At 68.6% G+C, this 24,398-nt stretch carries 21 protein-coding genes; 6 read left to right on the top strand and 15 right to left on the bottom strand.

The genetic code is table 11. The features are described 5' to 3' along the window. The first annotated feature begins 13 nt into the window (after nucleotides 1-13). The 4 genes from fabG to AR539_RS17910 all read left to right on the top strand — a co-directional run bounded on the left by fabG (nucleotide 14) and on the right by AR539_RS17910 (nucleotide 3,920). Entirely contained in the window at nucleotides 14-790 is a 777-nt protein-coding gene (gene fabG, locus AR539_RS17925; protein ID WP_066439810.1) for a 3-oxoacyl-ACP reductase FabG, read from the top strand. Then, a complete protein-coding gene (locus tag AR539_RS17920) occupies nucleotides 790-1,983 on the top strand; it encodes a thiolase family protein (RefSeq protein ID WP_066439808.1) in 1,194 nt (397 codons plus the stop codon). The genes fabG and AR539_RS17920 overlap by 1 nt, the downstream gene beginning before the upstream one ends. Then, the gene (locus AR539_RS17915; protein ID WP_066439805.1) at nucleotides 1,983-2,435 is read left to right on the top strand and encodes a MaoC family dehydratase; all 453 of its coding nucleotides are present in this window, start codon (nucleotides 1,983-1,985) and stop codon (nucleotides 2,433-2,435) included. Before AR539_RS17920 ends, AR539_RS17915 begins: the two co-directional genes overlap by 1 nt. Before the next feature lie 123 nt (nucleotides 2,436-2,558). Continuing rightward, nucleotides 2,559-3,920 carry an MFS transporter gene (locus tag AR539_RS17910; protein ID WP_231728670.1) on the top strand — a complete coding sequence of 454 codons (1,362 nt, stop codon included), beginning with the start codon at nucleotides 2,559-2,561 and terminating at the stop codon, nucleotides 3,918-3,920. A 10-nt stretch (nucleotides 3,921-3,930) separates the two neighbouring features. On the opposite strand, the gene AR539_RS17905 is transcribed toward AR539_RS17910, so the two are convergent. The 7 genes from AR539_RS17905 to AR539_RS17880 all read right to left on the bottom strand — a co-directional run bounded on the left by AR539_RS17905 (nucleotide 3,931) and on the right by AR539_RS17880 (nucleotide 12,388). Next, entirely contained in the window at nucleotides 3,931-4,605 is a 675-nt protein-coding gene (locus tag AR539_RS17905) for a response regulator (RefSeq protein ID WP_066439797.1), read from the bottom strand. Continuing rightward, nucleotides 4,602-7,286, bottom strand: a complete 2,685-nt coding sequence (locus AR539_RS17900) for a DUF4118 domain-containing protein (protein ID WP_066439794.1) — start codon at nucleotides 7,284-7,286, stop codon at nucleotides 4,602-4,604. The genes AR539_RS17905 and AR539_RS17900 overlap by 4 nt, the downstream gene beginning before the upstream one ends. Nucleotides 7,287-7,298: 12 nt before the next feature. Beyond that, entirely contained in the window at nucleotides 7,299-7,928 is a 630-nt protein-coding gene (gene kdpC / locus AR539_RS17895) for a potassium-transporting ATPase subunit KdpC (RefSeq protein ID WP_066439791.1), read from the bottom strand. A 12-nt stretch (nucleotides 7,929-7,940) separates the two neighbouring features. After that, nucleotides 7,941-10,067, bottom strand: a complete 2,127-nt coding sequence (gene kdpB, locus AR539_RS17890) for a potassium-transporting ATPase subunit KdpB (RefSeq protein WP_066439788.1) — start codon at nucleotides 10,065-10,067, stop codon at nucleotides 7,941-7,943. Continuing rightward, entirely contained in the window at nucleotides 10,064-11,716 is a 1,653-nt protein-coding gene (gene kdpA / locus AR539_RS17885; RefSeq protein WP_066440172.1) for a potassium-transporting ATPase subunit KdpA, read from the bottom strand. Before kdpA ends, kdpB begins: the two co-directional genes overlap by 4 nt. A gap of 22 nt (nucleotides 11,717-11,738) precedes the next feature. After that, nucleotides 11,739-11,837 (bottom strand): potassium-transporting ATPase subunit F, encoded by a 99-nt coding sequence (locus AR539_RS19175; RefSeq protein ID WP_082699438.1) that lies wholly within the window; start codon nucleotides 11,835-11,837, stop codon nucleotides 11,739-11,741. Between the two features lie 347 nt (nucleotides 11,838-12,184). Next, nucleotides 12,185-12,388, bottom strand: coding sequence for a cold-shock protein (locus AR539_RS17880; protein WP_009357211.1), 204 nt, complete (start codon nucleotides 12,386-12,388; stop codon nucleotides 12,185-12,187). A 158-nt stretch (nucleotides 12,389-12,546) separates the two neighbouring features. Between AR539_RS17880 and AR539_RS17875 the strand changes: the two genes are divergently transcribed. Next, nucleotides 12,547-13,290 carry a glycosyltransferase family 2 protein gene (locus AR539_RS17875; protein WP_231728653.1) on the top strand — a complete coding sequence of 248 codons (744 nt, stop codon included), beginning with the start codon at nucleotides 12,547-12,549 and terminating at the stop codon, nucleotides 13,288-13,290. Here AR539_RS17875 and AR539_RS17870 read toward each other — a convergent pair. From AR539_RS17870 to AR539_RS17850, 5 genes are all read right to left on the bottom strand, one after another. Then, nucleotides 13,287-14,225: an alpha/beta fold hydrolase gene (locus tag AR539_RS17870; RefSeq protein ID WP_082699437.1), complete on the bottom strand. Its 939-nt coding sequence runs from the start codon at nucleotides 14,223-14,225 to the stop codon at nucleotides 13,287-13,289. The genes AR539_RS17875 and AR539_RS17870 overlap by 4 nt on opposite strands. Nucleotides 14,226-14,274: 49 nt before the next feature. After that, nucleotides 14,275-15,351 (bottom strand): alpha/beta hydrolase, encoded by a 1,077-nt coding sequence (locus AR539_RS17865; protein WP_231728652.1) that lies wholly within the window; start codon nucleotides 15,349-15,351, stop codon nucleotides 14,275-14,277. A gap of 27 nt (nucleotides 15,352-15,378) precedes the next feature. Then, on the bottom strand, nucleotides 15,379-18,051 hold the full coding sequence (locus AR539_RS17860; protein ID WP_066439787.1) for a PEP/pyruvate-binding domain-containing protein: 2,673 nt from the start codon (nucleotides 18,049-18,051) through the stop codon (nucleotides 15,379-15,381). A gap of 9 nt (nucleotides 18,052-18,060) precedes the next feature. Further along, nucleotides 18,061-18,378: a hypothetical protein gene (locus AR539_RS17855; RefSeq protein WP_066439785.1), complete on the bottom strand. Its 318-nt coding sequence runs from the start codon at nucleotides 18,376-18,378 to the stop codon at nucleotides 18,061-18,063. Between the two features lie 109 nt (nucleotides 18,379-18,487). Beyond that, on the bottom strand, nucleotides 18,488-19,543 hold the full coding sequence (locus AR539_RS17850; RefSeq protein ID WP_066439782.1) for a zinc-dependent alcohol dehydrogenase family protein: 1,056 nt from the start codon (nucleotides 19,541-19,543) through the stop codon (nucleotides 18,488-18,490). 162 nt (nucleotides 19,544-19,705) lie between these two features. Here AR539_RS17850 and AR539_RS17845 point away from each other — a divergent pair, with 162 nt between their 5' ends. Beyond that, nucleotides 19,706-20,566, top strand: coding sequence for a 3-hydroxyacyl-CoA dehydrogenase family protein (locus tag AR539_RS17845; protein ID WP_066439780.1), 861 nt, complete (start codon nucleotides 19,706-19,708; stop codon nucleotides 20,564-20,566). Nucleotides 20,567-20,650: 84 nt separating this feature from the next. On the opposite strand, the gene AR539_RS17840 is transcribed toward AR539_RS17845, so the two are convergent. From AR539_RS17840 to AR539_RS17830, 3 genes are read right to left on the bottom strand one after another with little or no spacing between them, the layout of a single operon-like run. Then, nucleotides 20,651-21,454, bottom strand: coding sequence for an SDR family NAD(P)-dependent oxidoreductase (locus AR539_RS17840; RefSeq protein WP_082699436.1), 804 nt, complete (start codon nucleotides 21,452-21,454; stop codon nucleotides 20,651-20,653). A gap of 10 nt (nucleotides 21,455-21,464) precedes the next feature. Then, nucleotides 21,465-23,027 (bottom strand): class I adenylate-forming enzyme family protein, encoded by a 1,563-nt coding sequence (locus AR539_RS17835; protein ID WP_066439778.1) that lies wholly within the window; start codon nucleotides 23,025-23,027, stop codon nucleotides 21,465-21,467. Further along, the gene (locus AR539_RS17830) at nucleotides 23,024-24,328 is read right to left on the bottom strand and encodes an MFS transporter (protein ID WP_066439775.1); all 1,305 of its coding nucleotides are present in this window, start codon (nucleotides 24,326-24,328) and stop codon (nucleotides 23,024-23,026) included. The genes AR539_RS17835 and AR539_RS17830 overlap by 4 nt, the downstream gene beginning before the upstream one ends. Nucleotides 24,329-24,398 lie beyond the last annotated feature (70 nt).

Below are 24,398 nucleotides of genomic sequence, written 5' to 3'. Positions count from 1 at the left end.
CAAAGGAAACACCATGAGCAATTTCACGAACAAGGTGGCAGCCGTCACCGGCGGGGCGCAGGGGATAGGCGCGGCCACGGCACTGAAGCTGGCGGCAGGCGGTGCCACCGTCGTCGTCCTGGACCTTAACGAGGACGGCGCCAAAGAGACGGCGCTGCAGATCTCCGCCCATCCGCAGGTAGTTGCGGCCGGCGGCCGGGCGGTCGCCGCCGGTTGCGATGTCACCGACGAAGCCACCGTTGACCGGGTCTTCGCTGACCTCCACCGGGAGTTCGGCCGGCTCGACATCCTCGTCAACAACGCCGGCGTTACCCGCGACAACCTCTTTTTCAAAATGGAGCGTCCGGACTGGGACGCGGTGCTCGCCACCAACCTGACCAGTGCCTACCTTTGTTCCCGGGCGGCCCAGCGCTACATGGTGCCGGCGCGGTACGGACGGATCGTCTCCCTCAGCAGCCGCAGTGCCCTCGGCAACCGCGGCCAAGCGAACTACGCGGCCGCGAAGGCCGGCATCCAGGGCCTGACGGCTACCCTCGCCATCGAGCTCGGCGCATTCAACATCACCGTCAACGCCGTCGCCCCCGGGTACATCGCCACCTCTATGACTGCCGCAACCGCCGAGCGGGTAGGCAGCAGCCCGGAGGACCACCAGGCTGCGGTCGCCGCCCGGACACCCTTGGGCCGGGTGGGCCAGCCCGAAGAAGTGGCCGCCGCCGTGGCGTTTTTCGCCAGCGACGACGCCTCATACGTCTCAGGGCAGACGCTGTACATCAACGGCGGGGCGCGCTGATGCCGGAGGCATTCCTCGTCGGCGGCGTCCGCACGCCGGTGGGACGCCACGGCGGTGCCCTCGCCGCAGTCCGGCCCGACGACCTGGCCGCCCTGGTCCTGCAGGGCGCCGTGGCCAGGGCGGGCATCGACCCCGACAGCATCGACGAGATCATTCTCGGCTGCGTGAACCAGGCCGGGGAGGACAACCGCAACGTTGCGCGGATGGCGGTGCTGCTCGCCGGACTCCCGGACGCCCTCCCTGCGGTCACGGTCAACCGTCTCTGCGCCTCCGGGTTGACCGCGATCACTATGGCGGCGCAGTCCGTCCGCAACGGCGACGCCGACTTGGTGGTGGCCGGCGGGGTGGAGTCCATGACCCGGGCACCCTGGGTGATGGCCAAGCCGGAAAAGCCGTTTGCCGGACCGGGGGAGCTGGCGGACACCTCGATTGGTGCGCGGTTCGTCAACACCCGGATGCCGGCCGGTGCCAGGTTCTCTATGCCGGAAACAGCCGAGGAAGTGGCCGGGCGCGAGGGGATCTCCCGTGCCGACGCGGACAGTTTCGCCCTGCGCTCGCATGAGCTGGCGCTGGCCGCGATCGATGCCGGCCGGTTCCGGGACGAGATCGTTCCTGTTCCCGTGACCAGCCGCCACGGCGACGTTACGTTCGTCGACACCGATGAGGGGCCGCGGCGGGGTTCCACGCCGGAATCGCTCGCGGCACTGCGGCCGATCGTGCGGCCGGACGGCGTCGTCACCGCGGGCAACTCCAGTTCCCTCAACGACGGCGCCTCAGCCGTGGTGGTGGCCAGCGGCGAGGCCGTCGCCCGCTGGGGCCTGACGCCGCGGGCCCGGATCGTCACCAGCCAGGCGGCCGGGGTCGCCCCGGAGGTCATGGGCATCGGCCCGGTACCTGCTACCCGGAAAGCGCTGGCGAAGACCGGCTGGAGCCTGGACGGACTGGGCGCCGTCGAACTCAACGAAGCATTCGCCGCGCAGTCGCTGGCCTGCATACGGCAGCTGGGGCTGGATGAGGGCGTTGTCAACAACGACGGCGGTGCGATCGCCTTGGGGCATCCGCTGGGATCCTCAGGTTCCCGGATCGTCGTCACCTTGTTGGGCCGGATGGAACGTGAAAACGCCGCCCGCGGCCTGGCCACGATGTGCGTAGGCCTGGGACAAGGCGTCGCAATGCTGCTGGAGAGGGTCTGATGAGGCTGTTTGAAAATGTCGCCGAGCTGGAGAGCCTGACGGGACAGGAAATAGGCGTGAGTGGCTGGCACCGGCTGGACCAGTCCCAGATCCAGGCGTTCGCGGACGCCACCCTGGACCAGCAGTGGATCCACACCGATCCGGAACGGGCCGCCGCCGGCCCTTTCGGCGCCACCGTGGCCCACGGCTACCTGAGCCTTTCGATGCTCCCGCACCTGGCCGGACAGGTATACCGCGTGCAAGGCGCGGCATCGGTCATCAACTACGGCCTGGACAGAGTACGGTTCCCGGCTCCGGCCAGGGTTGGTTCCCGCATCCGGGACCGGCTGACTCTGGCCTCGGTGACCCAGACAGCCGCTGGCCGGCAGCTCAAGTTCCTGCACAGGATCGAGCTGGAGGGTTCCGAGAAACCGGCCTGCATCGCCGAGACACTGTCCCTTTTGAAGATGTGAGCGACGGCCGCAGGGCCCGCTCCCCACTTCTGCACCAACACCACCACCATCCGAACAACGACGTTGCGGCTGAGCCGGCCTGCCGGCTCCCCGTTAGGGAGATTCTCCGTGGTTACTGAAAACATGAATGTGAAATACGCAGAACCCAGGACAGGCAATACCGCGGCCGATCCGGAGGTGTCGCCGGCGGAACTGCGCCGGACCTCGATCTCGTCCTGGCTCGGCTCGGCGTTGGAATACATGGACTTCACGCTCTACACGCTGGCGGCCGCCCTGGTCTTCGGTCCGCTGTTCTTTCCGAACACAGACCCGGCGATGGCACTGCTGGCCAGTTTCGCCGCCTACGGGTCCGGATTCCTCGTCCGGCCCCTCGGCGGAATCTACTTCGGTTACCTGGGGGACAAGTACGGCCGCAAGTCCGTTCTGGTCATCACTGTGGGAATGATGGGGATCGCCACCCTTGGGATGGGCCTGCTGCCCACATACGCCCAGATTGGCGTCGCTGCCCCGATCCTGCTGGTGCTGCTGCGTCTTGTTCAGGGTTTCGGCGCCGGCGCCGAACTTTCAGGCGCCTCACTCCTGCTCGTGGAGTCGGCGCCCAGCGCACGCCGGGGCTTCTACGGCGCGGTGGTGGCGCTGGGGACCGCGACAGGGGTGCTCCTGGCCAGCGCCCTGTGGTTGCTGATGTCGCAGCTGCCGAAAGAACAGTTCATGAGCTGGGGCTGGCGGGTCCCTTTCCTGCTCAGCGTCGCCACAACCCTGGTGGCGTTGTACTTGCGGCGCACCGTGAACGAATCTCCGGTCTTCGAGGTCGTGAAGCAGCGCCGCGCCGCGGCCCGCGCGGAAGCCCGGCAGCAAAGCGTGTGGCGTGACGCCGCGGATGCCAAGAAGCCGTTCCTGGTGTCTCTGGGTATCAAGCTGGGGGAGAACGGCTCGGTGTACCTCGTCAAGGGCTTCCTGATCGGTTGGACCGTCTCGGTGGTCGAGATGGACGCCAACCTTGTGACCACCGGTGTGACCCTGGGCTCCATTCTGGGGATGATCACAGTCCTGCTGACCGGCAAGCTCACCGACAAGTTCGGCCGCCGGATCGTGTGGCTGTGGCTCTCCGCATTCCAGTTCGCCTTCACCATTCCCGCCATGCTGCTGATCGAAACGCGGAATCCCCTTTTGGTGGCGCTGGTGTTCGTTATCTACATTGGCGGCCCGATCCCCAATATGTACGGGGTGGAGTCCACCTGGCTCGTAGAGATGTTCGGTTCCAAGCGCCGATTCTCGTTCATGACCACGGTCAAGGAGGTGGGCGCCGTCCTCTCCGGCGGACTGGGACCGATCCTGGCCGCCGCGGTGGTCGCCGCAACGGGGCCGGGGTGGATTCCGGTGGCAGGAATCCTGATGAGTTACGCAGCCATCGGCTGGGTTGCCGGGTTCTTCGCCCCCGAAACCCGGGGCCGCGACTTGAACGCCGAGGCGGACGCCTGCTGAAACCGCGCCGTCAGGGCACGAACCGGTAGCCGATGCCCGCCTCGGTGACCAGGTGCCGCGGGGCGGCGGCCTCCGGTTCCAGCTTGCGGCGGAGCTGGGCCATGTACACGCGCAGGTAGTTGGTCTCCTTCGCGTAGGCCGGACCCCAGACCTCGGACAGGAGCTGCTGCTGGGTGACGAGTTTTTCCGGGTTCCGGACCAGCACCTCCAGCATCTTCCACTCGGTCGGGGTGAGCCTGATGTCCTGGCCGTCGCGCGTGACCCGGTGCTTTTCCAGGTCCACGGTGAACGCCTCTGTCGTGACCACCGGTTCCTGGCCGGGGTCGGCGCTGCGGCGGAGCAGCGCCCGCAGCCGGGCCAGGAGTTCGTCCAGGCCGAACGGCTTGGTGATGTAGTCGTCGGCTCCGGCGTCCAGGGCCTCCACTTTGTCCTCGGAACCGTGCCGGGCGGACAGCACCAGGACGGGCACCCGGCTCCAGGTGCGGAGTTCCCGGAGCACGGAGGTGCCGTCCAGGTCCGGCAGCCCGAGGTCCAGGATCACAAGTGCCAGCGGGTGCTGGGTGGCCGCCAGCAGCGCCGAATGGCCGTCCGCTGCGGTGGTCACATCGTAGCCGTGGGCCTGCAGGGTGATCCGCAGGGCCCTGAGCAGGTGCGGGTCGTCGTCGACCACCAGGACGGCGGTCATCCGGCGTCCGATCCGGACGCAGTGAGCGGCAGGGTGTGGCGCTGGCGGTCGATGGCCGACTGCGGTTCCAGGGGGGCCTGCTGGTGGCGCGCTTCGAAGGGCGCCCCGGTGGAGAGCGGAAGCCGGATGACCATGGTCAGGCCGCCCCCCGGTGTTGCTTCGGCGGTCAGGCTTCCGCCCATGGCATCGGTAAAGCCCTTGGCCACCGCCAGTCCGAGGCCGATGCCGGTGGTCTGCGCTGCGTCATCCAGGCGCTGGAACGGCCGGAACATTTCCACGACCCTCTCTGCCGGGATGCCCCGGCCGTGATCGATGATGCGCAGTTCCCCGGCCGGATGCCCCGCGAGGGTGACGGCGCTGAGACCGCCCCCGGCGCCGACCAGTACGATGTCCGAATCCGGCGCGTACTTCACCGCGTTTTCGACGACGTTGGCAATGACGCGCTCAAGCATGCCGGGGTCCGCGTCGACCTCCGGCATGTTGGCGGGCAGCTCCACCCGGACCCGTCCTTCCGGCACGGCGCGCAGGGCATCCGGAATGACCTCGTACCAGCGCACCGGCCTGAGCAGGGGGTGGGCGGCTTCGGCGCTGATGCGGGACATGTCCAGAAGGTTGCCCACCAGGGCGTCCAGCCGGTCGGAGCACTCCTCGATCGTGGCGAGCAGCTCCTGTTGCTCAGCCTGGGTGTACCGGGCACCGTCGTGGCGCAGGGCTCCGACGGCAAGTTTGATGCCGGCCAGCGGGGTGCGGAGGTCGTGGGACACGGCGCGGAGGATGGACGTGCGGATCGTGTTGCTTTCCGCGAGGCGCAGCATCTGGCGGCGGCTGGCCACGAGCTGCTGGCGTTCCAGCTGCGCTTCCAAATGGACGCCGAAGGCCCCCAAGAGGCGCCGGTCACTCGCCGGCAGGATCCGGCCGAACAGCACGAGGCGTGTTGAGGGGTCGATTTCCTCGATGTTCTCCCCGTCAGCGCCGCCCCGTTCGGTTTCGCCTGCGGAAAGTTCCCCGGCCGCGGCAGTCAGTCGCCACTCCGGCCCGGGGGCGCCGGCGGTACCGGGAGCACCCCGGCCGCCCGGAGCCTCGGCGAGGCTGAAGACGGCGGCCCCCCGGACCTGGAAGACACCGAGGGCCTGCTCCAGGAGGGCCCGGACCATATCGTCGGCGCCGGATGCGCTCCTGGCCAGGTCGCTGAGGGTGGTGGCTTCCGCGCGGGCCCGGGCGGCGTCCTTGGACCGCCGGGCCGACAAGTCGACCACCACCGCGACGGCCGCCGAAACACCCACAAACACCAGCAGGGCGAGGAGGTTCTGCGGGTCGCTGATGGTGAGGGTTCCGACCGGCGGGGTGGAGAAGTAATTGACCAGCAGGCTGCTCCAGAGGGCGGCCAGTATCGCCGGCCACAGCCCGCCGACCAGGGCCACCCCGATGGAACCGCTGAGCTGGACCAGCATCACCGTGGCGACGTTGCGCTCAGGGTTCAGGACCAGCAGCAGTGCCTGCAGGACGGCCGGGAGCAGCACGGCCAGAATGAATCCCACCGTCACCCGGACACGGCCCAGGTCGCGTTGCCGGGACGGCCGGGTGCCGTGGCCGCCGAGCGGGTGGGAGACCATGTGGACGTCGATGTCACCGGAATCGCGGACCACCCGCGTGCCGACGCCCCCGCCGAGCAGGTTTCCCAGGAGTGCGGAGATCTTCTTGCGCCGCGAGATGCCGACGACGATCTGGGTGGCGTTGACGCTGCGGGCGAAGTCCAGGAGGGCCCCGGCCGGATCCTCACCGGCCACTATGTGGTAGCTGCCGCCCAGGTCCTGGACCAGGTGGCGTTGGGCCTCGAGCGCCTGGGGGGATTCGTCGGCCACCCCGTCGGAGGCCCGGACGTGGACCGCCAGCAGGTCCCCGCCGCTGACGCGGTTGAGGATCCTGGCGCCGCGGCGGATCAGGACCTCCCCTTCGGGCCCGCCGGTCAGGCCCACCACGATCCGTTCCCTGGCCGGCCAGCTTTCCTCGATGCCCTGCTCCGCCCGGTACTTGGCGAGGCCCTCATCCACACGGTCGGCCAGCCACAGCAGCGCCAGCTCGCGCAGGGCGGTGAGGTTGCCCAGGCGGAAGTAGTTCGAGAGCGCCGCGTCGATCTTCTCGGGGGCATAGATTTTTCCATCGCCCAGGCGCTGCCGCAGCAGCTCGGGGGAGATGTCGACGAGGTGGATCTGATCGGCCCGGCGGACGACGTCGTCGGGTACGGTCTCTGCCTGGTGGACGTCGGTGATCGCGCTGACCACGTCACCCAGCGATGCCAGGTGCTGGATATTGACGGTGGACAGGACGTCGATTCCGGCGTTGAGCAGTTCGTCGACGTCCTGCCAGCGTTTCGGGTTGCGGCTGCCGGGGATGTTGGAGTGGGCGTACTCGTCCACGACCGCTGTCCCGGGGGCCCGGGCGAGGACGGCGTCGAGGTCCATTTCCTCAAATTCGGTGCCCCGGTAGGGCATGCGCTTCGGCGGGATGATTTCCAGGCCCTCCAGCAGGGCCCGCGTCTCGCTGCGTCCGTGGTCCATGGCAAGCGCGACGACGACGTCCTCGCCGCGTTTGCCGAGCCGGTGCGCCTCTTCGAGCATCTCGTAGGTCTTGCCGACCCCGGGCGCGGCCCCTAGGAAAATCCGCAGCGTTCCACGTGCCATGCCGTCATTCTCTCACTCGGATTGCGCCGGCTGCGACGCGTGCGCGGCCTCGGCGACGGCCAGGTTCAGCGTGGTCACGTTGACGGACGGCTGGCCCAGGAAAGCGAGCAGCCCGCTGCTCGTGTGGCGGTCCACCAGCGACGCCACGGTCTCCGTGTCCAGGCCGTGGGCTGCGGCCACCCGGGCCACCTGCAGCCTGGCGTATTCCGGCGAGATGTCCGGGTCCAGCCCCGATCCGCTGGCCGTGACGGCGTCGGCCGGGACATCGGACGCGGCGGTTCCTTCCGCCGCGGCGACGGCGGACCGGTTGGCGATGACGGCCTCAAGAAGTTTGGGTTCGTTGGGGCCGAGGTTGCTGGCGGAGGACGCCGCAGGGTCCCACATGACGGCCGACGGCCGGGCATGGAACCACCGCGGGTCCCGGGCGCCGTTGCCGTCGGCGCTGGCCTGGGCAATCAGGGCGGACGCCGCCGGGGCGCCGGAGGCGTCCCTGATGATAGAGCCGTTGGCCTGGAAGGGGGCCACCACCTGTCCGACGCCGAAGACGGCCAGGGGGTAGGCCAGCCCCAAGACCAGGCTGGCAAGGGCCAGGAAGCGCAAGGCAGTTCCTGCTTGGCGGAGGTAACCGGTGAGGGTGTTCATGCGGGCGCGCTCCTAGCCGATTCCGGGAATGAGGGAGATGATCAGGTCGATGATCTTGATGCCGATGAAGGGGGCCACGAGCCCGCCGAGGCCGTAGACCAGCAGGTTCCGGCCGAGGGCCCGGTTGGCGGACACGGCCCGGTATTTCACGCCGCGCAGGGCCAGCGGGACCAGGGCAATGATGATCAGGGCATTGAAGATCACGGCGGAAAGTATCGCCGAGGCGGGCGTGGCCAGGCCCATGATGTTCAGCAGCCCCAGGCCCGGGAAGGCCGCGGTGAACAGGGCCGGAACGATCGCGAAGTACTTCGCGACGTCGTTCGCTACGGAAAAGGTGGTCAGCGCCCCCCGGGTGATGAGCAGCTGCTTGCCGATGCCGACGATATTGATGAGTTTGGTGGGGTCGGAGTCAAGATCCACCATGTTGGCGGCGTCCTTCGCGGCCGGGGTGCCTGAGTTCATCGCGACGCCCACGTCCGCCGCGGCCAGTGCCGGGGCGTCATTGGTGCCGTCCCCGGTCATCGCCACGAGACGCCCCTCGGACTGCTCCTTCTTGATGACCGCGAGTTTGTCCTCGGGGGTTGCTTCGGCCAGGAAGTCATCGACCCCGGCCTCCGTGGCGATCGCCTTGGCGGTGATGGGGTTGTCGCCGGTGATCATCACCGTCCGGATGCCCATTTGCCGCAGCTCGGCGAAGCGGGCGTGCATGCCCGGTTTGACGACGTCGGCCAGGTGGACGGTGCCCAGGACCTCCGCGGTGCCGCCTGAGCCCACCTGCGCGACCAGCAGGGGCGTGCCGCCCTGGGCTGAGATTTCGTTCACGCGGTGCTCGACGTCCGCCGGGATATGGCCGCCGTAGTCGGCAACGAAGGCCGACACCGTGGACGCGGCACCTTTGCGGATCTGCTGCCCGTCGAGGTCAAGCCCGCTCATGCGCGTGCTGGCGCTGAAGGGCACCACGGTGACATCGCCGGAGCTGCGTTGGAGGGTGGCCAGGTCGGCCCCGGTGATTCCCTTGTCCGCGGCGAGGTCCACGATGGACCGGCCCTCGGGGGTTTCATCGGCCAGGCTGCAGATCCGGGCCGCTTCCATGAGCCGGCTCCCCTCCACCTGGCCGGCGGGGAAGAAATTGACGGCCCGGCGGTTGCCGTAGGTGATGGTGCCGGTCTTGTCCAGCAAAAGGGTGGTGATGTCCCCTGCGGTCTCGACGGCGCGGCCGGACGTGGCCAGGACGTTGTGCTGGACCAGGCGGTCCATGCCCGCGATGCCGATGGCCGGCACCAGGGCGCCGATGGTGGTGGGGATCAGGCAGACCAGCAGGGCCACCAGCACGATCGGGGACGGGGTGGCGCCGGCCAGCGCGGCGAACGGGGCCAGGGACATGGTGACGGCGAGGAACACGATGGTCAGGGACACCAGCAGCACGTGGAGCGCGATTTCGTTGGGGGTCTTCTGCCGGACGGCACCTTCGACCAGCTTGATCATCCGGTCGATGAACGTTTGTCCCGGCGCTGCCGTGATGCGGACGACGATCCGGTCCGAGAGGACCCGGGTGCCGCCGGTCACCGAGGACCGGTCCCCGCCTGATTCGCGGATTACCGGGGCTGACTCGCCGGTGATGGTTGATTCGTCGACACTGGCCAGGCCCTCGATGATTTCGCCGTCCGAGGGGATCACGTCGCCGGCTTCGCAGATAACGACGTCGCCCTGCCGCAGCTCGGTTCCGGGGACCTCCCGGGCGGTGCCGTCAGCCTGCCGGAGCCGGGCCTGGACACCCTGGCGGCTGGCCCGGAGGCTGTCGGCCTGGGCCTTGCCCCGGCCCTCGGCGATGGATTCGGACAGGGTGCCGAAGAGGACGGTGAGCCAGAGCCAGACGGTGACGGCGGCGCCGAACACCGAGGGCCGGTACACCGAGATCGCGGTGCACAGGGCGGCGCCCACCAGCACGGTGAACATGACCGGGGAGTGGATCATCTGCCGCGGGGAGAGTTTCCGGACCGCGAGCGGCAGCGCGGCGGCGACGGACCGGAGCGTCAGTTTGGCCGGTGCCTTGGTGTGGTGCTTGTGTTCGCCGGGGGTGCCGAGGGGGTTGCCGTCGGCGTAGGTGGCGGCGGCGGTGTCCGTACTGGACCGGGTCATGTCAGGAGTCCTTCTGCGAGGGGGCCGAGGGCGAGGGCCGGGAAATAGCTCAGGGCGGTCAGGATCACTGTCACGCCCAGCAGCAGGCCGCAGAACAGCGGGCCGTGCGTGGGGACGGTTCCGGCGGAGACGGGAATCTGTCCCTGCCGGGCGAGGGAGCCGGCGAGGGCTAGGACCAGGGCAATCGGAAGGAAGCGGCCCAGCAGCATGGCCAGGCCCATCATGACCGAGAGAAGCGGGCCCGAGGTGGTGATGCCGCCGAACGCGGAGCCGTTGTTGTTCGCCCCGGAGGTGAAGGCGTAGAGCACTTCACTGAAGTGGTGCGGCCCGGTTGCCGGGGCATTGGCCAGGATGCCCGGCAGCAGGACCGTGATGCCGGCCAGCGCGAGCACCAGGACCGGTGTCACCAGGATGTACAAGGCGGCGAGCTTCATTTCCGTGGGGCCGATCTTTTTGCCCAGGTATTCCGGGGTGCGCCCGACCATGAGGCCCGCGATGAAGACGGAGATGATGGACAGGATCAGCAGGCCATAGAGTCCGGAACCGGTTCCGCCGGGGGCCACCTCGCCGAGCATCATGTTCACCATGGCGACGCCGCCGGCCAGCGGCGGCAGGGAATCGTGGGCGGTGTTCACCGCGCCGGTGGAGGTCAGGGTGGTGGACGCGGCGAAGATCGCGCCGGGCACCGGTCCGAAGCGCTGTTCAAAGCCCTCGCCCAGCCCGCCGGCCGCCGCCGTCGCTGTTCCCTGGCCGGATGCCACGGCCCAGCCCATCAGCGAAACGGAGGCCAGCCACAGGGTGCCCATCACTGCGGCCACTGTGTAGCCCTGCTTCTGGTCGCCCACCATCCTGCCGAAGGCGTAGGGCAGAGCCGAGGGAATGAGCAGGAGCAGGAACACCTCGAAGAGGCTGATGAGGGCGTTGGGGTTCTCGAACGGGTGGGCGGAGTTGGCATTGAAGTACCCGCCGCCGTTGGTCCCGAGCACTTTGATGGCCTCCTGGGATGCGACCGGCCCGCCGGGGATGCTCTGGCTGATTCCCGCCGCCTGGTTGGTGACGCCGGTGGCCCAGAAGTTCTGCACCACCCCGCCCAGGACCAACACCACTGCCGCGACGAACGCGATCGGCAGCAGGATCCGGAATGATGTCCGGGCCAGGTCCACCCAAAAGTTGCCCAGCCGCTGCGTCCCGGTGCGGGCAATGCCGCGGATGAGGGCGACGGCGACGACGATGCCGACGGCGGCGGAGAGGAAGTTCTGTACCGCGAGCAGGCACATCTGTACAAAAATGCCGACCGTGGTTTCCGGGACGTAGGCCTGCCAGTTCGTGTTGGTGACAAAGGAGATGGCGGTGTTCATCGCCACCCACGGATCCACCCCCGGCAGGGAACCGCTGCCGGGCAGGATGCCCTGCAGCCGTTGGAGGGCGAAAACGGCCAGAATGGAGACAGCCGAGAATGCCAGGACGCTGCGCAGGTACACGGACCAGGTCTGTTCCGTGCCGGCGTCGATCCCGGCCAGCCGGTAGAACAGCCGCTCGGGCCGGCTGGATGTGGTTCCTTCGAAGACCCGGGCCAGGTAGATGCCGAAAGGCTTGTGCAGGGCCGCCAGGACGACGAGAAGTGCCGCCACCTGGACCACAAAGGACATGTAGTTGAAGGTCACGGTTCCCTCACCACTTCTCGGGGTGGATAAGGACCGCCAGGAGGTAGCCGAAGAGGCCCAGCCCGGCAATCAGCAGGGCGAGCCACATGACCGCGTCGGCGCTCATCTTCCGCCCTCCGTCCGGTCCCCGGCGCTGCCGACCATCCCGGCCAGGGCGTGGCCGATCCACATCACGAACCCCATGGCCGCCACAAGAATTCCGATAACAGCCACATCGGCCATTGCAGGTTCCTTTCGTCTGCGCCCCGTCTGCGGGGCTATATCCAGTCAAGTCCTCCGCTGGGACCAAAGCGCAGGGACTAACGGATCCTTAATGCCGGCGGGCCGGATCTTGACGAATTCTTGACACTGCACCAACGACAAACGCCCCTCCCGAGAAATTTCCCGGGAAAGGCGTTTGTGGTCTTGGGGAAAGCATGGCGGCCGGCTGGCCGGTGCTGCTGTCCGGAGTATTTAGAGCGGGCGGATGTTCTCAGCCTGCGGGCCCTTCGGGCCCTGGGTGACGTCGAACTCGACCTTCTGGTTCTCGTCCAGGGAGCGGTAGCCGCTGGTGGCGATTGCCGAGTAGTGGGCGAAAACGTCGGCCGACCCGTCATCCGGGGCAATGAAGCCAAAACCCTTTTCGGCGTTGAACCATTTAACTGTGCCTGTAGCCATGCCATATCCTTCTGAAATGCTGCTGATCTCCGGCGGCCCGGAGGCCAACGGCTGCGGAGACATTCGTCCGCTGTTGCCCAACCTACGGGGCGCGGGCCCGCGGTGCAAGAGTCCAGCGGGGGCATTTCGTCCTGTCCCGGGGCTATAGTCGGGGCACCATGACAACAATTTCGGTGGTGATCCCGACCAGGAACGACGCCGGCATGCTCGCCGTCTGCCTCGCCGCGCTCGCCGGCCAGACCCGCCCTGCGGACGAAATCGTTGTTGTGGACAACGCCAGCACGGACAACACCGCCGAGGTGTGCGCCGCCGCGGGCGTCCGCCGGATCGCCGCCGACCTTCCGGGCATCGCCGCCTCGACGGCCCGCGGGTTCGATGAGGCCCGCTCCGAGCTGATCGCCCGGCTGGACACCGACTCCGTCCCGCCGCCCGACTGGCTGGAACGGATCGTGGCCGTCCTTGAGGACGCGGGTCCGCTGTCCGCGGTGTCCGGCCCGGGCGACTTCTACGGCGAAAACCGCTTCGCCCGGTGGCTGGGCACGAAGGCCTACATTCCCGGGTATTTCTGGGCGGTGGGATGGCTGCTGGGGCATCCGCCGCTGTTCGGCTCGAATTTCGCCCTGCGCTCCGGCGTCTGGGACCGGATCCGGGACTCGGTCCACCGGGGTGTTCCGCCCGTCCACGACGATCTCGACATCTCGTACCAGATCCCGCCCGAGGTGACCGTGATCGCCGACCCCACGCTGCGCGTGCAGGTGTCCGCGCGGCCGCTGGCGAGCTGGTCCGCCGTCGGGCGCCGCCTGTCCATGGCGTGGACGACGTTCCGGATCGAATTCCGCGGGGAGAACCCTTTCCGCCGGCGCCGGCGGCGGCAGCAGTGGGCGCGGGACCACGCCGGCTAGAGGGAGCCGTACAGCGCGATCAGGTCCCGGCTCATCTGGTGCGGGGAGGTTTCGCTGGGGCTGTGCCCGCCCCGGTACACCGCGATCCGGGCGCCGATGGCCTGGGCGAAGCGGCGGTGCAGGGCCAGCGGCCAGAGATCGTGCTCGCCGACGGCGACGAACTTGGGCAGCGACGCCGCGGCCAGATCGGCCCTCGCATCCGGTGCGTGCTGCATCAGGCCGAAGATGTCGCGCACGGAACTCCGGCGCGTGAACCGGAACCGGTATTTCACAAACCTGATCCGGCCGGGCGGGACGTGGACCACGTTGCTGCGGATGCCCCAGATCATCAGCGCGGCCCCGACCCGGGGGCCGGCCCAGCCGCTGAACCGGCCGATGCGCTGAACCCCGCGGAAGGCCTGGCCCGGCTCCGGCGGGCAGCTGAGCAGGGTGAGGCTCCGGAACTTCTCCGGCCGGCGGAGGTAGGCGAGCTGGGCCACGATCGCGGCGAACGAATACCCGACGACGTGGACCGGCCCGTCCTCGGCGTCGAGCATCGCAATGAGGTCGTTGGTGAACAAGTCGTAGTCGTAGTGCTTGCGGGGCGGGACGAGGTTTTCCGGGCCGGCCGCGGCGGATTCGAACTGCCCGGCGATGTCGCAGCTCAGCACGAAGTATCCGGCGGCGGCGAGCTCGGGCAGCATCAGCACAAAGTCTTCCTTGGAACCGGTGGCCCCCGGGATCAGGAGGACCCGGGGGTTGCCCGGCGTGCCCATGGACAGCGTGGCAAGGGTTCCGCTGGGGGCATCGAAGGTGCCCCGCACGGCGCCGTCGGGCAGCGCGGCCCAGTCCACGTCGCCCAGGGCGGCGTCCCGCCGGGCGGCTTCATCGACCAGCGCGGATCCGAACCCAACAGGTTCCGGGTTGTCGTGTGCGTTGCTGTCGGCAAACACCATGGACTTAACATAGCCCGGCTCCGGCGGCGCCGGGCTGGGGCTGGCAGCCTCAGGCCACTTTCCGCACAAAGGCGTGCAGCCGCCGGTACACTTCCTGCGATTCCGGGTAGCGGAAGTTCTGCTGCCACGTGTGTTCGGTGTTCGGGCTGTCCCAGTCGTAGATCAGGCTGTCCACATGCACGGAATGCGCGCGCAGGCGGGCAATGAAGTTCAGGTTGGCGGCGTAGAAGAAGTCCCGCTCGGAGGTGGTGACAAAGACGGGCGGGAACCGGGAATCCAGCCACTCGATCGGGGAGAGGAAGGCCGCCCCGGTGCGGAGGTCTTCCAGCGGGTCCGTGCCGCGGCTTGGGCCTCCCCGGCTGCGCCGGCCGTAGCCAAGCCCCGGGAGCAGCATGCGGATGAAGTTCAGGCTCAGCACAAACCCTTTTTCGAAGAAGACGGAAAAGTCCACCACACTGCAGTGCTGGACCAGTCCCTTGACATGGGATGCGGGCATGGCCGGGGTGAGGCCGTGGTGCCGCGCCAGGTCCGGCTGGAAACTGGCCGCGGTGAGCAGGGCGGCGATCTGGCCGCCGGCGGAATCCCCGCCGAGCACCAGCCGGGTGGGGTCGCCGCCGTAGCCGGCTATGTTCTGCCGGACCCAGGCCAGCGCGGCGTTGGCGTCCGCCAGGACGTGGGCCATCTGGAAGCGGGGCGCCTTCCGGTAGTTCACATTCACCACCACCATGCCGCCCTCCGCCTGGCTGGCGCAGTACTTGGTCAGCGAGGACTTGTCCCCGGAGGTCCAGCCGCCGCCGTGGAAGTACACGTACACCGGCAGCGCTGCGGATCCGCCGTCGGTCCCGGCGGGGCGCTGCGGGGTGATGACATCGAGGCGGTGCGCCCGGATGCCGTCACCTACGAAATCGATGTCGTGGACGTAGTCGACGCCGGCGATCGGGTCGACGTTGAAGCGGGAGTTCTCACTGGCCTTCACCGAGTGCATCAGCACCCGCCAGGTCCATACCGGAACACGCTGCAGGAGGCTCCTGGCCCTGCGGGACAGCGCGCCGGAGCCGGCGGGCGGTGGTGTCCGCCGCTGGAAAAGCGGCATGTGATGCGCTGGCCGGCGGGCCAGGATGGTCATGGGTCCATTCTATCTGGCACACCTGTGCTACGGCTGTGCGGCGATGGTGCCCGCGGAACCGTCCACCGTGACCACCTGGCCGGTGCGCAGCCGCATGGTGGCGTCAGGGACGCCCACAACGGCGGGGATCCCGAACTCGCGCGCCACCACGGCCCCGTGGGAAATGACACCGCCCATCTCCATCACGAGGGCGCCAGCCGTCATGAACAGCGGCGTCCAGCCGGGGTCCGTCGAGGGGGCCACGAGGATTTCCCCGGGTTCCAGGTGTGCGCCCACCGGGTCGAGGATCACCCGTACCCTTCCGGTGGCGGTGCCGGCCGAGGCCGGGGTCCCGGCCAAGGCGCCGGCCGCCGGGGACTTCGCCATCATGGCGGCCTCGACGTCGGTGCCGTCGGACAGCAGCAGCCGGGGGATGCGCCGCCGTCGCAGTTCATTGGCATACAGCCGGCGGCGGCCGGCGATGATGTTGTGCAGGTCGGCGCCGCGCAGGCCGACGCGGATCTCGTCAAAGTCGAGGAAGAACACGTCGTCGGCGGCCGCCATGACGCCGGCCGCGGCCATGTCGGCACCGACCCGCAGCAGCTGGCGGTGCATTTCGCCAAGCACCATCACGATGTAGAACTTGGGCAGTTCGCGCAGTCCCGCCAGCTGCCGCACGCGGCGCAGGCTCAGCTCCAGGGCCCGGGCGCGCCACGGGCCCCGGACCCGCGCCTGCTCCACGAGGCTGCGGATCCGCTCTTCCGCATGTTCAGCGGCCCGGGCGAACTGCCGGTCGGGTGCCTGCTCCGGATCCTCGACGCGGAGGTAGTTGGAGATCATGCCGAGAATATGGTCGGGTTCCTCGGACCAGCGGGGCATGCCGAGGTCGATTTCCGCGACGGCGCGGTGGCCGTAGCGGGCCAGGAATCCGCGCACGCCGGACTGGGCCTGGGGCGGCAGCGTGCCGGCGAGGTAGGCTGCGGCCAACTCCTCGGGCGGCTTTGCCAGGAACTCCCCGCGCGAGACCGGGTCGTCGCCGATGGCGACGGACAGCTGCCAAAGTTCGAGGTCCATGTCGGTGGTGACGTTGTGGGGGAGCCCGCGCAGCACGGCTTCCAGTTCGCGGGGCGGCACAATGCCCCGCAGCAGCCGCCGGGCCACGGCCAGCATGATGTAGCCGGCGGACGGTCCCGGCAGGGTGGCCTGGATCAGCCCGTTGATGGTCCGGCCCAGGATCTGCTCGGTGTGGTCGAGCCGCCGGGCGGCGCTGGCCGGCTCGGCCAGGACCAAGCTGGCCTCGAGCTGGGTCCCGTAGTTCATGGCCCGGCGCAGCTCAGCGGCGGGCCGGAACACGGGACGGATGAGCGCGGGGATGAGGCCCGCCAGGAGGCCGAGGCTGGCGGTCTGTTCGGTGCTCCCCTTGCGGCGGGGCGGCGTGGGGGCGCTGCCTTTCCGGAGGGCATTGCGGATCGATGCCCGGACGGGGTGCTCGAGAACGCTGAATCTCGGGTCCTCCAGGAGCGCCGGCATCACGGCCCCGGACCTGCCGTCCGCCAGGGGGAGGACCCGCAGCAGGTACGCGCGGCCGGACTTGCTGCGGACCACGGCGGTCAGGTCCACGTACATCCGCAGGCCCGGGTTGGCGTACTTCCAGGGTCCCTTGCTGTTGCGCATCATCTCGAGGACGGTCAGCCCCAGCGGTGTGATCGGCCGGGTGAGGCCCTGGAACAGGGTGCCGCAGATGTACACCCGGGCGCCGGCCTCGGTACCGGCGGCGACGTCCCTGGGCTCGGGGAGCGGATACAGCGTGGTGATGGGACGTGACTGGGTGAGCCAGATCTTTCCGCCGGCGTCGATGGCCCATTCGATGTCCTGCGGTGCCCCGAAAAGGTGCTGGACGCCGTCCCCCAGTGCGGTGAGTTCCCGGAGCTGGGGGTCGGCCAGGCTGGGACCCCGTCCGGCGTCCGTCCCGCCAGGCGTCCTCTGCGTCACAACGGCTGTGGCGGTGTCCAGCACGAACTGGTCCGGGTTGACGGCGCCGGAGACCACGGCCTGGCCGGTGCCCTGGCTCGCGTTGATGACGGTTTCCGTCCGGGTGCCGGTGACGGGGTTCGCGGTGAACAAGACCCCGGCCGTGGCGGCGTCGACCATGGCCTGGACGACGACGGCGAGGCCGACGTCGCGGTTGCTGATGCCGTTGCCGGAGCGGTACGCCACCGCCCGCTCGCTCCACAGCGAGGCCCAGCAGCGCCGGACTGCCTCGACCACGGCGGCGGCGCCGACGACGTCGAGGTAGGAGTCCTGCTGGCCCGCGAAACTGGCGAACGGCAGGTCCTCCGCCGTGGCCGAGGACCGGACCGCCACCGGCACGTTGGCGCCCATGGTCTGGTAGGTTTTCCGGACCGCGGCATCCACGCCTGGCGGGATCGGTGCCTCCTCGATCAGGGTCCGGGCCCGCCGGGCGATCGGTCCCAGCGCCGCAGCGTCCGCCGCCGCGCGGGAATCCAACGAGTCGAGCTCGGCCGCGAGGTCAGCCAGGCCGGGCGGTGCCGCCAGCTGGTAGGCGACGGTTGTCAGGCAGAACCCGCGCGGCACCGGCAGCCCGGCCGCCACGAGCTTGCCGAGGTTCAGGGCTTTGCCGCCCACCAGCTGCAGGGGTACGGCGCCGGTCCCGCGGAGGTCCAGCACCAGTGGTTCTGCGGCACTGTCTGCAGAGTCCATGGCCCGGTCCTACGGGGTGTCCGCTGGAGCGCCGTCGTCCTCCCACATCACGTCCAGGTTCCGGAACACCGGCGGCCCGTCGCAGAGGGCGGCCATCCTGGCCGCGAACTCCGAGGTCTCAGGCCGGGCGGAGTTCTCCATGGCCGAGTCGTAGGAATCGAACTCGACGATGGTCAGGTACGTTCCGGGCCGGTCGCGGTCCGCGGTGGCAAGGATCCGGCGGAACGTGGGAGCGGTGCTTCCTTCGGTCCTGGACGGACGGCCCAGCGCTTCGATGTCCTCGATGCGGCTGGTCTGGAATTCGATGATCTGCACGAACCTGGCCATGACGGCTCCTCGACGGCGGCGGATGCTGATGGGCTTCACGCTAGACCTGGTGCCGTGGCAGTACAAGAGGCTTGCCGCCTGACCTGCCCCGCCGCCGTCGGGCCTGCCCTCAGGGGGTCAGCAGGACCTTGATGGCGCGGCGTTCGTCCATGGCGCGGTAGGCCTCGGCCGCGTCCTCAAGCGGCATCACGACGTCGAAAACCCGGCCCGGATTGATGGTGCCGGCGAGGACGTCGGCCAGCAGTTCCGGGATGTAGGTCCGCGCCGGAGCCATGCCGCCGCCGATCGAGATGTTCGTGTCGAAAAGGTAGCGCAGCGGGACTACATTGCCGCCGGTGGGGACGCCGACGAAGCCCAGCGCCCCGCCAGGGCGGGTGCTGTGCAGTGCCTGCTCCATGGATTCCTGGGTCCCCACGCACTCAAGGACGGAATCGGCCAGCACCCCGCCCAGCAGCTCGCGGACCTTGGCCACGCCGTCCTCCCCGCGCTCTTCGACGATGTCGGTGGCCCCGAATTCGCGGGCAATCGCCTGGCGGTCCGCGTGGCGGGACATCGCGATGATCCGCTCCGCACCGAGCCGCTTGGCGGCCAGGACCCCGCAGAGCCCGACGGCGCCGTCGCCCACCACCACAACGGTCCGGCCCGGGCCGGCCTTCGCGGCGAGGGCGGCGTGGTGGCCGGTGGCCATCACATCGGACAGGGTGAGCAGGCTCTTCCGGAGGACCTCATCCGGTGCCGTGACGCCGGGAACCTTGACCAGGGTGGAATCGGCCAGCGGGACGCGGACCGCCTGGCCCTGGCCGCCGTCGATCGCGTGGCCGGTGTCGTCCTTGCCGCCCCAGCCGGCCAGGTGGTCGCAGGCCACGGTGACGCCATTGAGGCACTGCGGGCAGGCCCCGCAGCTGACCACGAACGGCGCGATCACCAGGTCGCCCGCCGCCAGGCCAGTGACCCCGGAGCCGACGCTCTCCACGGTGCCGATGAATTCGTGGCCGATCGCTCGCGGTTCCTTCGTGGGCCGCACGCCGCGGTACGGCCACAGGTCCGAGCCGCAGACGCAGGACGCCGTGACCTTGACGACGGCGTCGGTGGGCAGCTGCACGGCGGGGTAGTCGCGGTCTTCGACCCGGATGTCGCCGGGGCCGTGAATGATGGTGGCGCGCATGGAAGCTCCTCAGGTTGTGGGCAGGCTTGGACCGAGTGTAATCCTCCGTGCCGGTGGGCCCTTGTGCTGGCCGCTGTCCCTGCCCTTGTATTGATCGCCAAGGGCACACGAACCTGCCGCGCCCGCCGCCGCGCGGGCGGCAGCCGCCTGAAAGGACCTGACATGACCTACGCGCTCCCCGTTGACAGCGCAGACCGGCCCATTACCGTCGTCGGCGGCGGAACCTTGGGCCGCCGCATTGCCCTGATGTTCTCGCTCCAGGGCGCCGAAGTGCGCGTCTACGACACCAGCATCGCCGTGGCCAGGGCCGCGCTGGAGTACGTCGCCACCCAGCGCCACCGCGCTGTGGAGGAACTCGGGGGCACCCCGGCGGTGCGGCTCGCGGCGAAGGACAACCTCGTGGACGCCCTGCGGGATTCGTGGCTGGTGGTCGAGTCCGTTCCGGACAAGCTAGGCCTCAAGCAGGCCATCTTTGCTGACCTGGACCAGCTGGCGGACCCGGATGCGGTGCTGGCCAGCAACTCCTCAGCGTACGCGTCCGCCGAATTCATTGGGGGAGTGGAGCATCCGGAGCGGGTCCTGAACATGCACTTCTACATGCCGCCGGACATGCGGTCGGTCGAGCTGATGTCCAGCGGCCACACCGACCCGCGGATCATGGAGCTGCTGATGGCCGAGCTGCCCAGGTATGCGCTGAAGCCTCACTTGGTGCGCCGGCAGAGTGCCGGCTTCATCTTCAACCGGATCTGGGCGGCCATCAAGCGCGAATCGCTCCTGGTGGTGGCCGAGGGCGTGGCCGAGCCGCGGGACGTGGACGCCCTGTTCGCGGACCTCTTCAAGTCCGAGGTCACCCCCTTCCGCTTTATGGACGAGGTGGGCCTGGACGTGGTCCTCGAGATTGAGAACCACTACTGCGAGCTGGCCGGGGTTGAGAACAAATCGGCCCCTCTGCTGGAGGACTACATCGCGAAGGGCTGGCTGGGGGTCAAGAGCGGCCGCGGTTTCTACAACGACTACGCCTGACCCTCCACCTAAAGCAACGCGGGGTCAGATGCAGCCCATAAACCCCTTCCGGATGGGCGGCATCTGACCCCGCGTTGGTTTGCATCAGAACCCCAGCGAAATACCGCCGTCCACGCGCAGTTCGATGCCCGTGACGTACGCGGATTCGTCGCTGGCCAGGAAGACGGCGGCGTTCGCCACGTCCCAGGCGGTGCCCATGTGGCCCATGGGGACCTGGGCGTGCCGTTTGCGGAGCATTTCCTCGCGCTGTCCGTCCGCGTAGGCTCCGGCGAGTTCGGCGGATTCCGTGACCATGGGGGTTTCCATGAGGCCCGGCAGGATCGCGTTGACGCGGACGTGCTTGGCGGCGTATTCGGCGGCGGTGGTGCGGCTCAGGTGGTTGAGGGCCGCCTTGGACGAGTAGTAGGTGGAGTACGGGACCCCCGTCCAGCGGATGCCTGCCAGCGAGGAGATGTTGATGATGGAGCCGCCGCCTTGGGCCACCATGTGCGGGATGACATGCTTCATGGTCAGGAACGGGCCTTTGAGGTTGATGGCGTGGACCCGGTCCCACTCAGCTTCGTCGAGTTCCACCACGCCGCCCACCCTGGCGATTCCGACGTTGTTGTCGAGGACGTCGATCCGGCCGAACTCGTCGATGATGCCCGCTACCGCGCGGCCCACCGCAGCGGAGTCGGTGACATCGAAAGCGAGGTGCCGCGCGGCGCCGCCCTCCTCCAGGATCAGCCGTTCGGTCTCCTTGGCAGCCGCCTCGTTGACGTCCGCGCACACCACCGTGGCGCCTTCGCGGGCGAAGGCGATGGCGGTGGCTTTTCCGTTGCCCATGCCGGGTGCGCTGGACCCCGCGCCCACGACGAGGGCAATTTTTCCTTGAAGTCTCGTAGACACTGCAGTTCTCCTAGATCTTGGTTTTTTGGTCGCGCCAGAAGGCTTCACGAATGGTTTTCTTGAGGACTTTTCCGTTGACGCTGCGGGGCAGCGCCGGGACGAGGTGCACCGTTTTGGGTGCCCGGATGCTGCCCAGCTCCTGTTTGCAAAGGGCAATGAGTTCCTGCTCCGTGACGGAGCTGTTCTCGTTGAGTTCGACGACGGCGGTCACCGCCTCGCCCCAGTCCGGGTGCGGCGACCCCACCACCGCGCAGTCCCGGACCGCCGGGTGGCCCCAGATCACTTGCTCCACTTCGCTTGGATAGACGTTGAAGCCGCCGGAAATGATGAGGTCCCGCCTCCGGTCCGTGAGATGGAGGTAGCCCTCATCGTCGAAGAACCCGATGTCGCCGGTGTGCAGCCAGCCGTCCCGGAGCGCCAGGGCAGTCTGCTCGGGATTTTTGTAATAGCCCTTCATGACGAGGTCGCCCCGGACACAGATTTCACCCGGTGTTCCGGGCGGGAGCGCCAGCCCGTCGTCGTCGCGCACTTCGACCTGGACCAAAGGATAGGGCCGCCCGCAGGATGACAACCGGGCGTCCGGAGCGATGGCGCCGTCGACGAAGTGCTCGTCGGGCCGGAGGAAGGTGACCGATGCGGGCGCCTCCATCTGGCCGTACAGCTCCATCATGACCGGGCCGATGGCGGTGAGCGCCTGCCGGAGTTTCTCCACGGACATCGGCGCGGCCCCGTAGATCAGGTAGCGCAGCGAGGACAGGTCGTGCGGGTATTCCTGCAGTACTTCCAGCAAGCGGTAAATGACGGTGGGCGGCAGGAAAAGGTCAGTGACCGCGTACTGTTCGATGGCCTCCAGCACGGCGTGCGGATTCGCTTTCGGGAGCACCACCACCGTGCCGCCCCGGGCTGTTGCGGCGAGGCTGAGCAGTCCGGCGGTGTGTGTCATCGGGGCGGCAGCGAGGTTGACCACCGTGTCTGCGGAGCCGTAGTGCGCGGCCATCATGAGGTGCGTCGCGAACGCGGACAGGCTCCTGTTGGTGTTCATGACGCCCTTCGGCAGGCCGGTGGTCCCGCCGGTCGGGGCCAGCGAAACAACGTCCTCCGGGGCCGGGTCCACGGCCGGCTTGGTGGCCGGGTGCGGGGCGATCCACTCCGCGAAGGAGGTGTCCGCCGGTCCGCTGCCGTCGGGTCCGAACCGGACCCAGTGCCGGACGGCGGGCAGGCTGTCGCGGAGCCGGCGGGCTTCCCCGGCCAGGCTGGAATGGTAGATCACCAGTTCCGCGTCGAAGGCCCCGAGCAACTGTGCGGTTTCGGCGGCCGGGCTGGCCGGGTTGGCCGGAATCCAGGTGTAGCCGGAGCGCCAGATGCCCAGGACGCAGATCCAGGCGAGGGGGTCATTGGGGGCAAGGACCGCAATCTTGGCCTGCGGAGTGAGACCGGAGGCCAGCAGCGCGTGGGCGATCCGGCAGGACAGTTCCCCGGCCTCGGTGAAGGTGTAGGCGGTGGCACCCTGGAGATACGCGATGCCGGTGGGGTTGGAACGCCAGCCGCGGTCGAAGAATCCGATGGCGCTCACTGCGGCAGTCCCGTCTTGTAGCTTTCTTTCAGTCCGAGGAAGACGGCCGTCGTGACCGCCGCGAGGATGGTCAGGTACCAGCCGAAGACGTCGATCATCTTCGCGTCGGCCAGCCAGGTGGCGACGTACGGTCCGGTGCCGCCGACCAGGGCCACACCCAGGGCGTAGGGCAGCCCGATTCCGGCGGCCCGGATCCGGGCGGGGAACAGTTCACACATCACAGCGGAGGTGATGGATGTGTAGCAGGCCAGCAGCGTCAGGGCCGCCATCTGGACCAGCAGCAGGCTCAGGAAGCTGTTCTGGAGGGAGTTCAGCAGCGGCAGCGTCAGCAGGGTGAATCCAATGCCGAACGTCAGCAGCAGGGGTTTGCGGCCGACCCGGTCCGAGAGGACGCCCATGACGGGCTGCAGGATCGCGAAGTAGGTCAACGAGATCAGCCCCACCAGGAGGCCGTCCTTCATGTCGAAGCCGACGGTGATGTGCGCATAGGTCGGCAGGTAGGACGTGAAGACGTAGAAGAAAAGCGTGGGTGCGGCGTTGATCGCGAAGACGAGGAGGCACTCCTTCGGATGGGTCCGCATGAACTCGAAGACGGAGGGCTTGGCCGCACGGGCGGCTGCTGCGTGGGTGGTGCCGGGTTCGGCGTCCTCGCTCACGAGCGTCTCCTCCGCGAACTGGCGGATGAACAGGCCGGCGGCGGCGCCGAGGGTGCCGATCGCGAACGGCACCCGCCAGCCCCATTCGCGCATGGCGTCGTCCGGCAGGCCCGCGACGAGCAGGGCAACCGAGCTGATCGCGGCAAGGTTGCCCAGCGTGGCACCGATGTACAGGAAGCTGGAGAAGAATCCCCGCCGGCCCTCCGGTGCGGATTCCACCAGGAATGTTGAGGAGGCGGCGAATTCTCCGCCGGTGGAAAGCCCCTGCAGGAGCCGGGCGACCACCAGAATCAGGGGAGAGAGCACCCCTACCTGCTCGTAAGTGGGAGCGATGGCCACCAGGAGGCTGCCCACGCCCATCAGCATTACGGTCGCGGTGAGCGCCTTCTTCCGGCCGAAGCGGTCTGCGACCATGCCGCCGAGGAAGCCTCCGAGGGGGCGCATAAAGAAGCCGACGGCGAAGATGGCCATGGCGCTGAGCAGCGGTACGATCGGGTCGCCCGTTTTGGGGAAAAACTGGGCGGAAAAGTACAGGGCCAGCATTGAGTAGACGTACCAGTCGAACCATTCGACGATGTTTCCGACGGTGGCGGCCGCCAGTTGGCGGGTCCTGCTGACAGGTGGTGCTGCGGTGATGACGCTCATCCGGTTGGCTCCCAGATCCGATGGTCCCGGACGATCAAGGGTGCGACGTCCGGACGGTCAGGTCACGGGT

Origin of the sequence: Arthrobacter sp. EPSL27 (genome assembly GCF_001512305.1) — a bacterium.
In the GTDB taxonomy this organism is placed as follows: Bacteria; Actinomycetota; Actinomycetes; order Actinomycetales; family Micrococcaceae; genus Arthrobacter.
The sequence above is the reverse complement of the archived record's forward strand: the minus strand, read 5'-3'. Positions and strand labels throughout refer to the sequence as shown.

Excerpts from the sequence above, each read along its gene's own strand:
- fabG (WP_066439810.1), top strand. The coding sequence starts at position 14 with ATGAGCAATTTCACGAACAAGGTGGCAGCCGTCACCGGCGGGGCGCAG.
- AR539_RS17920 (WP_066439808.1), top strand. The coding sequence starts at position 790 with ATGCCGGAGGCATTCCTCGTCGGCGGCGTCCGCACGCCGGTGGGACGC.
- AR539_RS17915 (WP_066439805.1), top strand. The coding sequence starts at position 1,983 with ATGAGGCTGTTTGAAAATGTCGCCGAGCTGGAGAGCCTGACGGGACAG.
- AR539_RS17910 (WP_231728670.1), top strand. The coding sequence starts at position 2,559 with ATGAATGTGAAATACGCAGAACCCAGGACAGGCAATACCGCGGCCGAT.
- AR539_RS17905 (WP_066439797.1), bottom strand. The coding sequence starts at position 4,605 with ATGACCGCCGTCCTGGTGGTCGACGACGACCCGCACCTGCTCAGGGCC.
- AR539_RS17900 (WP_066439794.1), bottom strand. The coding sequence starts at position 7,286 with ATGGCACGTGGAACGCTGCGGATTTTCCTAGGGGCCGCGCCCGGGGTC.
- kdpC (WP_066439791.1), bottom strand. The coding sequence starts at position 7,928 with ATGAACACCCTCACCGGTTACCTCCGCCAAGCAGGAACTGCCTTGCGC.
- kdpB (WP_066439788.1), bottom strand. The coding sequence starts at position 10,067 with ATGACCCGGTCCAGTACGGACACCGCCGCCGCCACCTACGCCGACGGC.
- kdpA (WP_066440172.1), bottom strand. The coding sequence starts at position 11,716 with ATGTCCTTTGTGGTCCAGGTGGCGGCACTTCTCGTCGTCCTGGCGGCC.
- AR539_RS19175 (WP_082699438.1), bottom strand. The coding sequence starts at position 11,837 with ATGAGCGCCGACGCGGTCATGTGGCTCGCCCTGCTGATTGCCGGGCTG.
- AR539_RS17880 (WP_009357211.1), bottom strand. The coding sequence starts at position 12,388 with ATGGCTACAGGCACAGTTAAATGGTTCAACGCCGAAAAGGGTTTTGGC.
- AR539_RS17875 (WP_231728653.1), top strand. The coding sequence starts at position 12,547 with ATGACAACAATTTCGGTGGTGATCCCGACCAGGAACGACGCCGGCATG.
- AR539_RS17870 (WP_082699437.1), bottom strand. The coding sequence starts at position 14,225 with ATGGTGTTTGCCGACAGCAACGCACACGACAACCCGGAACCTGTTGGG.
- AR539_RS17865 (WP_231728652.1), bottom strand. The coding sequence starts at position 15,351 with ATGACCATCCTGGCCCGCCGGCCAGCGCATCACATGCCGCTTTTCCAG.
- AR539_RS17860 (WP_066439787.1), bottom strand. The coding sequence starts at position 18,051 with ATGGACTCTGCAGACAGTGCCGCAGAACCACTGGTGCTGGACCTCCGC.
- AR539_RS17855 (WP_066439785.1), bottom strand. The coding sequence starts at position 18,378 with ATGGCCAGGTTCGTGCAGATCATCGAATTCCAGACCAGCCGCATCGAG.
- AR539_RS17850 (WP_066439782.1), bottom strand. The coding sequence starts at position 19,543 with ATGCGCGCCACCATCATTCACGGCCCCGGCGACATCCGGGTCGAAGAC.
- AR539_RS17845 (WP_066439780.1), top strand. The coding sequence starts at position 19,706 with ATGACCTACGCGCTCCCCGTTGACAGCGCAGACCGGCCCATTACCGTC.
- AR539_RS17830 (WP_066439775.1), bottom strand. The coding sequence starts at position 24,328 with ATGAGCGTCATCACCGCAGCACCACCTGTCAGCAGGACCCGCCAACTG.